The sequence below is a fragment of the Neobacillus cucumis genome (assembly GCF_023715505.1).
In genome coordinates this window covers 1-487 of the sequence record NZ_JAMBOH010000102.1, presented here as the reverse complement: position 1 = coordinate 487, position 487 = coordinate 1, and the positions used below count along the sequence as shown (strand labels likewise).

Annotated in this window: 1 protein-coding gene; it reads right to left on the bottom strand. The window is 68.6% G+C overall.

Translation table 11 applies throughout. The annotated features are described in order from the left end of the window. The coding region (locus M3226_RS31585) for an ABC transporter permease (protein ID WP_251573423.1) at positions 1–487 on the bottom strand (487 nt) is incomplete at both ends.

The following is a 487-nucleotide window of genomic DNA, read 5'->3' as shown; positions in this document are numbered from 1 at the left end:
ATCCACTCCCGCTTGCGCACCGCCACGGCCAGGGCGTTGGAGAACGCGCCCATGCCGACCCCGAAGACGCCGAGGATCAGCAGCCCGACCAGCACGTGCAGCGGGTAGAGCACGAAGCCGAACGGGATGCAGACCAGGGTCACCAGCGCGGCCTGGACCACCAGCGGGGCCAGCTCCTTGAGCGACTTGCCGATCAGGATCGAGGACCGTCGCAGCGGGCTGGCCAGCACCCGCTCGTAGCTGCCCAGGGTGATCTCGAACAACAGGTTCGACCCCGCGACGCCGGTCCCGAACAGGCAGATCATCACGATCACGCCCGGAAGGAACCACTGCAGCGGGGATCCGCCGCCGAGCACCGCCGAGTCGACCGAGCCGGCCAGCAGGGTGCCGAACAGGCCCAGGAAGACCAGCGGCTGGACCAGGGAGAAGACGACCGAGAACGGGTCGCGCAGGACCAGGTACATCTCTCGCTGGAAGACCGCCAGGG